This is a genomic window from Vibrio sp. 10N.261.52.C2 (assembly GCF_041471425.1).
Classification (GTDB): domain Bacteria; phylum Pseudomonadota; class Gammaproteobacteria; order Enterobacterales; family Vibrionaceae; genus Vibrio; species Vibrio crassostreae_C.
Window position 1 is genome coordinate 1 of record NZ_JBFROH010000051.1, and the last position, 5,937, is coordinate 5,937.

Annotated in this window: 4 protein-coding genes; 1 reads left to right on the plus strand and 3 read right to left on the minus strand. The window is 43.5% G+C overall.

Annotation, left to right across the window (positions count from 1 at the left end; all coding sequences use genetic code 11):
- Positions 1-82 precede the first annotated feature (82 nt).
- Complete coding sequence (gene fdxA, locus AB4307_RS18380) at positions 83-406, minus strand: ferredoxin FdxA (RefSeq protein WP_017064356.1); 324 nt, start codon at positions 404-406, stop codon at positions 83-85.
- Between the two features lie 253 nt (positions 407-659).
- Between fdxA and AB4307_RS18385 the strand changes: the two genes are divergently transcribed.
- Positions 660-2,291 (plus strand): NAD(P)/FAD-dependent oxidoreductase, encoded by a 1,632-nt coding sequence (locus tag AB4307_RS18385; protein ID WP_048606003.1) that lies wholly within the window; start codon positions 660-662, stop codon positions 2,289-2,291.
- Positions 2,292-2,415: 124 nt separating this feature from the next.
- Here the strand turns inward: AB4307_RS18385 and AB4307_RS18390 are convergent, their stop codons facing one another.
- Both AB4307_RS18390 and AB4307_RS18395 read right to left on the minus strand, forming a co-directional pair.
- Positions 2,416-3,876, minus strand: coding sequence for a hypothetical protein (locus tag AB4307_RS18390; protein WP_017064354.1), 1,461 nt, complete (start codon positions 3,874-3,876; stop codon positions 2,416-2,418).
- Positions 3,877-4,073: 197 nt separating this feature from the next.
- Positions 4,074-5,729: an ABC transporter substrate-binding protein gene (locus AB4307_RS18395; RefSeq protein WP_372132857.1), complete on the minus strand. Its 1,656-nt coding sequence runs from the start codon at positions 5,727-5,729 to the stop codon at positions 4,074-4,076.
- Positions 5,730-5,937: the final 208 nt, after the last annotated feature.

Genomic DNA, 5,937 nt, shown 5'->3' on the forward strand with positions numbered 1-5,937 from the left:
CACATTTCAGGACGGGACAAGATATTAAAAAAGGCGTATTGATTAAATCAGTACGCCTTTTTATTTGAGTTCTTTTCAACAATTACTTTTCTAGCATTGCCAACTTATCACACACACCATTCCACTTTTCAGCGTCATCCATTGGTGCTTTTACTTCCGTTTGCACAGGCCAAATCTCAGCGAGCTCTGCGTTCACTTCGATGAAGATCTTTTGATCTTCTGGCAGTTCGTCTTCTTGGAAGATTGCTTGAGCATCACATTCAGGTACACACAAGCCACAATCAATACATTCGACTGGGTTGATTACCATGAAATTTGGGCCTTCATGGAACGCATCTGCGGGGCACACTGCCACACAGTCTGTGTATTTACATTGAATACAATTATCGCCTACGACAAATGCCATGATGCTCTGCTCTATAAGTTAGTCAAAATTGAAGAATGGGGATAATACTCATCCCAAAGCAAAATTCAACATCATACGGCTCTAATATCGTGTCTATTTGCTCCATGTTTCCAAATTAGTATGACAGATAAATCAATTTCTCGTAAAATGCGCGCCATTGTGAGCTTATCGCTTCTTTGAACATCAGCGTTTCCATCAAACTCTGTATTAAGAAACGATCTAGCTAAGACACCTATAAAAACGAGACATCGAAATGATACGTTTAACCGAAATTAAACTCCCACTAGACCATGAAGAGTCTGCTATTCAAGACGCTATTGAAGCGAAACTTGGTATTAACTCTGATCAGGTACTCTCTTTTAATATCTTTAAACGTGGCTACGATGCTCGTAAGAAATCAAAGATCTTACTTATCTACACGCTTGACGTTCTCGTTGAAAACGAAGCTGAGTTGTTAGAACAATTCATTAGCGACCCGCACGTAAAAGTGACTCCTGATATGGAGTACAAGTTTGTTGCTAAAGCGGTTGAGAACCAAACTGAGCGCCCTGTGGTTATCGGTTTTGGCCCATGTGGTCTATTCGCTGGCCTAGTGCTTGCTCAAATGGGTTTCAACCCAATCATCGTTGAGCGTGGTAAAGAAGTTCGTGAGCGTACGAAAGATACCTTTGGTTTCTGGCGTAAGCGTACGCTGAACACAGAATCAAACGTACAGTTTGGTGAAGGCGGCGCAGGTACTTTCTCTGACGGTAAGCTGTACAGCCAAGTTAAAGATCCAAAGCACTACGGCCGTAAAGTAATTGAAGAGTTCGTTGCTGCGGGTGCACCAGAAGAAATTCTATACGTAAGTAAGCCGCACATCGGTACCTTTAAACTGGTTACCATGATCGAAAAGATGCGCGCTTCTATCATTGAACTTGGTGGCGAAATCCGTTTCAGCACTCGTGTTGACGACGTTCATATGGAAGATGGTCAAATCACTGGCCTAACGCTTTCTAACGGTGAAGAGATCAAATCTCGTCACGTGGTATTGGCTGTTGGCCACAGTGCTCGTGACACGTTTGAAATGCTGTACGATCGTGGCGTTTACATGGAAGCGAAGCCTTTCTCTGTTGGTTTCCGTATCGAACACAAGCAATCGATGATCGATGAAGCTCGTTTCGGTAAGAACGCAGGCAACCCAATCCTAGGTGCTGCGGACTACAAACTCGTTCACCACTGTAAGAATGGCCGCACTGTATACAGCTTCTGTATGTGCCCAGGTGGTACTGTGGTTGCTGCAACGTCTGAAGAAGGCCGCGTAGTAACGAACGGCATGAGCCAATACTCTCGTGCAGAACGTAACGCAAACAGCGCGATCGTTGTAGGTATCGACCCAGAGCGTGATTACCCAGGTGACGCACTGGCTGGTATCCGTTTACAACGTGAACTAGAAAGCGGCGCTTATGTTCTTGGTGGTGAAAACTACGATGCACCAGCTCAAAAAATCGGTGACTTCTTGAAAGGTCGCGATCCAAGTGCAATCGGTGAAGTACAACCGTCATTCACGCCGGGTATCCACCTGACTGATATTTCAAAAGCGCTGCCTGATTTTGCTATCGAAGCGATTCGTGAAGCAATCCCAGCGTTCGAGAAGAAGATCAAAGGTTTCTCTACGCCAGACGGCCTACTTACCGGTGTTGAGACACGTACGTCTTCTCCTGTATGCATCAAACGTGGCAAAGACTTCCAAAGCATCAACCTTAAGGGCTTCTTCCCGGCTGGTGAAGGTGCAGGCTACGCAGGCGGTATCCTGTCTGCTGGTATCGACGGCATTAAGGCCGCAGAAGCGCTAGCACTATCAATGGTAGAGCAGAACCAAGCTGAGAAGATTGAGATCGCTTAAGCGCTTTCGATAAAGCAAAGCTAGATCGCGATCAACCAAAACTAAAAATCCAGTGCCTTGTCGACACTGGATTTTTTTATTGCATAAAGGTATCTAAAATTATTTAGTCACGACTTCGGCAGCGTTACTTACAAGTCTCTTTTGACCAATTCACACCATCATTTGAACACTCAAATAAACTTGTCCCATTCTGGTAATAATAACCTTTAGTCCAGTTCCCTTGAGAATATTTAGACGTTATCGTCTGAGTATAATCAAACGGTGTATTTTCAATGAACGCATACTTATGTCGGTTCCAGCTGTCAGAACCATATGAACTGTTGTCATTAAAATCTACCGATAGGTAGTTGAGTGCATCAAAGTCGCTGCGCGACACTCTATCCAATGAATCACCGAGATTAACCCACTCGGGATGTGGTGCGTTATTCTCAAAATTAAATTTCGCTTGTACTTGGGTAAACTGATCTTTGTAGTCACCGACAAGATCTGCCGACAAGGTTTGCATGAATCCAGCACCGACATTTTGACGTGAACAACTGTCCCAATCAGGTTGTTTAGACCAACCACGGTTCAACACACCAAAGGTCGCGAGTGAGTTAGGTAAAATCTGTTGCTTGATGGTCTCTTTCACCGAACATGAATATTCCGTTCCATCACTATCCAATGAGAACCAAGCTTCTTTGTCATATTCCAAACCATTTTTCTTTTGGCTATTACGCTCAATATGCTTATTTAACGCCAGTTCTGTCTGCAAGTCAGCTGAAACTTCATGTTCAATGACAATCAGCTTATCCGCAGTCATCACTGTTTTAACTTTATACCACTTATTAATTTCGTTCTTCTTGGAGTAATCCCAATGCTGCCAGTAATAGTCAACATAAGCTTGCTGGGCTGTCGGGTTCTCTTTTTGAATCTCTTTGGTCTCTTGATACGACTTTTTAATGGCAGGCATCATCTTCTGCGCTAAATCGTAGAGCTCAGTATTTTGATCTTTAACGAAATCACCATACAAGTCCTCTACTGCGATGTTGTATCGGTTCGCAATTCGGAAGTCATGCTCTTTCACATTTTGGATAATGCTATTTTGGGTGTTCACGGCTTGCTTCAAAGCAGAGCAACTGTTTAAACCACCTTTATACAAGTCGGCTTGGATCTGATTCCATAAAACAGTTGTCAGTGGCGTAGTCGACTTAATTTCTTGCTCAGAACTCACCGTCATGACTGGCGGAAAGATTAACTGATAAGGTTCAGTAATCGGTGTGTTTGGGCTGTCTGCATCAATAGCGCCTACTGGCACGTTCACTACGATTGGAGCGTAGTCCATACAGTCTGAGTTAGAGCCCGTCAAAGATAGCTCATAGCTGCCCTCATCGTCCGTGACACTGCTAGGCTCACCTTCATCTAATACGCCATTATAATTGATATCTAGAAACGCGGTCGCCCCGGAAATATACCCGTCAATGGCGACACCTTGTAAGGTTCTCGTTTGAGGAGCAGGAGCACTTGTGTTGCTACCACCGCCTCCTCCGCCACAAGCCGTAAGGCCAACAGCTATAAGTGCGATAGAAATAAGCTTAAGTTTCATTCGATTAGATCCTAATGAAATACATTATAAATGGAATTGTCATTGGGGGGATGACCGGAAATGACTGTGATAGTCATAGCCAGCCATAATAGCGATTGGCATTAGAAAGAAACACGAAAGGGTGATAGCCGATTCGTGCATGTTTTCATTTTGAACAGAAACTAAAAGATAGGGAAATGGGGTTAAAAATGGACTAATTACTTCTCGTTCGAAGCTATCCAAAGCTTATAAAAATCACTATAACCGGTTTGGTTAATCTCTACCCCATGAACCTCAACACTATTAAAAACCTTCTCTTTGCCGTGAAATAACGGACAAAGTAACTTCTGTTGATAAAGCGAACCTTCAATCTCTTTCAACTCGCGCATTGGGTCCTCGCCACTGACAGCAGCTCTAACTCTCTCGCAATGCGCCTTCATCTCAGAATTGTTGAAAATGAATCTGAGCCCAGAGGAAGCAAGTAGCCAATCGTAAAGGCCATAATCGGCTGGCTGTTCGATAACTTCTTCAATGAATAACAAGTCTGCCGACTCACTCATGGAGCTAGGGTCACTGATATTGGTAAGCTCAACAACTTCAATAGCGACACCCGTTTTTACAATCGTTTGTTGCAGCCAGTCCGCCATATCTTGAAGTAAAGGAATCGTCATTCTAGGTCGTGTTAATACAACCGTGCCCGTCAAAATAGGAATGGGATTGCTGGATGTTAATTTACTCGGCGAGAAAGACAGATCATCCGTCACCATATCAGCATCAAACTCTTTACTGCTGGACTTGATAAACGATACCAACCTGTCGAGTTCTTCAGGGGTTATGCCCGAGTTTTCTCTACGATTAACCGCAAGATACGAAAGTGCATTGATTGTGGTTTCTTCTGCTACGCCAGATTGATTAAAACTCAGAGTGTGATCATTCAAACCTTCTATGTCGGTGAGCGTTATCTGTTCTAACAAGGCATTTTGAGCAAAGTAACCTCGGTGACGTTTAAGAACCAAGCACTCTTCGCTCCAATCGTCTAATGAGAAAGGTCCGGTTCCGATATAGGCACTGCGCCCGCTCGAAAAATAAGTACGCTTGCAGCGGTAAATAGACGCGTGTGGGCTAGTCAAAGCATAGAGAAACATTGGGTTTGCGTGTGTCAGCTCAATAGTCAGTTGTTTATCACCCACCACTTGAACATCACTGACCTGATCAAATAAAGACTGTACTGGCCCTTCGATATTTTTTAGCTGCAACAAACATTGAGCAACATCTTTGGCCGTTAAAGTTTCACCGTCATGGAATAACACATTCGGTCTCAACCAAAAATGCAGAAATCGCCCTTCCACCTTCCAATGGTGCGCGAGGCTCGCTTGGGGATTTCCCTCATGGTCTTGGACGAGTAACGTATTGTATAGACTTCTTAAGATGTGATGTTCTGCGGTTCGGTATGTTTTTGCTGGCTCAAGGTTATCGACCCACGGATATTGAGTGATCAGCAAATGGTCATGTTGTTGATTGAACAGACTATGTTTTTCAGTCGCTAGCGTCAGTGCCTTTATTGCAGCATCACCATAGCTTTCTAGAAGACGAGGAATAACGTTAAAGCACCCTTGTTCCAACTGAAGCGCTAACACTTGTTCTAATGCTTCGGGAAAGCTGACCAAAATTCTAAACTGGCTAAGCTTCCCTCTTCCTTTGGACGGAATCCAACAAATCCAGCGATATTCCGATAAGCATTTAAGAATGATCGAAGTGTTTCTGCGAGAGGTCGATAGCGAGTGTTCAAGATCATCGATCGTTAGGTGATACTCTTCACCTAATTCATACTTTGCAATAAGCTGCTGAAGTCTACGTAAGTTAGCGTCGTTCAATGGATATCCGAATCAAGCGTCTAGTGGAACGAGAATAGCTGTAACCCAAATGGGAGGTCTATTTACTCATTCAAGTTGGAATATGCTGTATGAAACTGTTGATATAAATAATATCAAGATCCAACTTAATTGATAAACACCTCTTTTAGCAAACCAAATAATCACTGATCGTGCATATTCAGTGGCAAAAATAAGGTTCATCGCGGAT

Bases quoted from the DNA above. Each gene is read 5' to 3' on its own strand.
- fdxA (WP_017064356.1), bottom strand. From the start codon at position 406: ATGGCATTTGTCGTAGGCGATAATTGTATTCAATGTAAATACACAGAC.
- AB4307_RS18385 (WP_048606003.1), top strand. From the start codon at position 660: ATGATACGTTTAACCGAAATTAAACTCCCACTAGACCATGAAGAGTCT.
- AB4307_RS18390 (WP_017064354.1), bottom strand. From the start codon at position 3,876: ATGAAACTTAAGCTTATTTCTATCGCACTTATAGCTGTTGGCCTTACG.